This window comes from Methylocucumis oryzae (genome assembly GCF_000963695.1).
Classification (GTDB): Bacteria; Pseudomonadota; Gammaproteobacteria; order Methylococcales; family Methylomonadaceae; genus Methylovulum; species Methylovulum oryzae.
On record NZ_LAJX01000383.1, the window covers coordinates 1 to 1380 of the forward strand.

1 protein-coding gene is annotated in these 1380 nt (G+C 51.7%); it reads left to right on the plus strand.

Annotation, left to right across the window (positions count from 1 at the left end; translation table 11 throughout):
- Positions 1–1380 (plus strand): AMP-binding protein (locus VZ94_RS21820; RefSeq protein WP_045780862.1); only part of this gene is annotated, 1380 nt, incomplete at both ends.

Genomic DNA, 1380 nt, shown 5'->3' on the forward strand with positions numbered 1-1380 from the left:
AACAAACCCCAAACAACATAGCCGTACACGTCAACGATGAGGTTATTAGCTATGCCGAGTTGGTTGATTGGAGTTTAACAATAGCGGATGAGTTGGCTGGTTTAGGTTTAAAACCGGGTAGCGTAGTCGCGCTATGCTTGCCGCGCGGTGCTGTAATGATTGCGGCGCAATTAGCTGTGTTGATACAAGGTGCTGTGTTATTACCTTTAGAGCCTGATGCACCTGACGCTAGACTTGGTTTTATGCTAGATGATGCTGAGGCGAGTTTAGTGCTTACTATTGATGCGTGGTCTGAGCGCTTTGCCGGAAAACCAATACTCTCATTGCACCCATGCTTTGCGTGGGCGCAGCAAGAAGGACGCTCTGCATCTCGTACCGCAGAGCGGTTAGAGCAACATTCCCACGCCGAGCGTGGGAACGATAAAGCACCTGCTTATTTCTCATTGCACCCACGATCTGCGTGGGCGCAGCAAGAAGGACGCTCTGCGTCCCGTACCGCAGAGCGGTTAGCGCGACATTCCCACGCAGAGCGTGGGAACGATAAAACGTCGGCTTATTTAATTTATACCTCTGGCAGCACCGGCACGCCGAAAGCGGTCGTCGTCAGTCATGGCGCCTGGGCTGCACAAGTGGCTGCAATGGCTGAGTTATATGGACTTAAAGACGATGATGTCTGCTTACATTTTGCGTCGTTTAGCTTTGATGCTGCGATGGAACAATGGGTATTACCGTTAATCTGCGGCGCGCGCTTAGTGCTTAATGCTACGCTGTGGGATGCTGAGCAAAGCTTAGCGGCAATAGCTCGTTACGGTATTACTCGGTTAGATTTACCACCGGCTTATGCGACAGAACTAGCTCGGCACACTCAAGGGCAATATGATTTAAGCACGCTACGCAGTCTTACCGTCGGTGGTGAAGCCTTAAGTCAATCTGCGTTAACGTTAATCCAAAACCGTTTAACGCCAGGGATGGCGCGTAGTAGGGCAACGCAGGAGCAGTTGCCGATAACGCCAGGGATGGCGTGTAGTAGAGCAACGCAGGAGCAGTTGCCGGGGCAACCTAAGACGCTATATAACGCGTATGGCCCGACCGAAGCGGTGATTACGCCTCTGGTTTGGCAGGCAGAGGCAAGTTGCTCTGAACCTTATGCGCCTATCGGGTTTCCGGTGGGTCATCGTCGCGCTTATGTGTTGGATATTGATTTAAATCCGTTGCCAGTTGGCGTGGCCGGTGAGTTATATCTAGGCGGCGAGTTATTAGCGCAAGGTTATTACCGTAGACCGGCATTAACCGCTGAACGTTTTATACCCGACCCGTTTAGCTCAACACCAGGTGCCAGACTTTACCGTACCGGTGATAGGGTAAGACAAAGCGCTGATG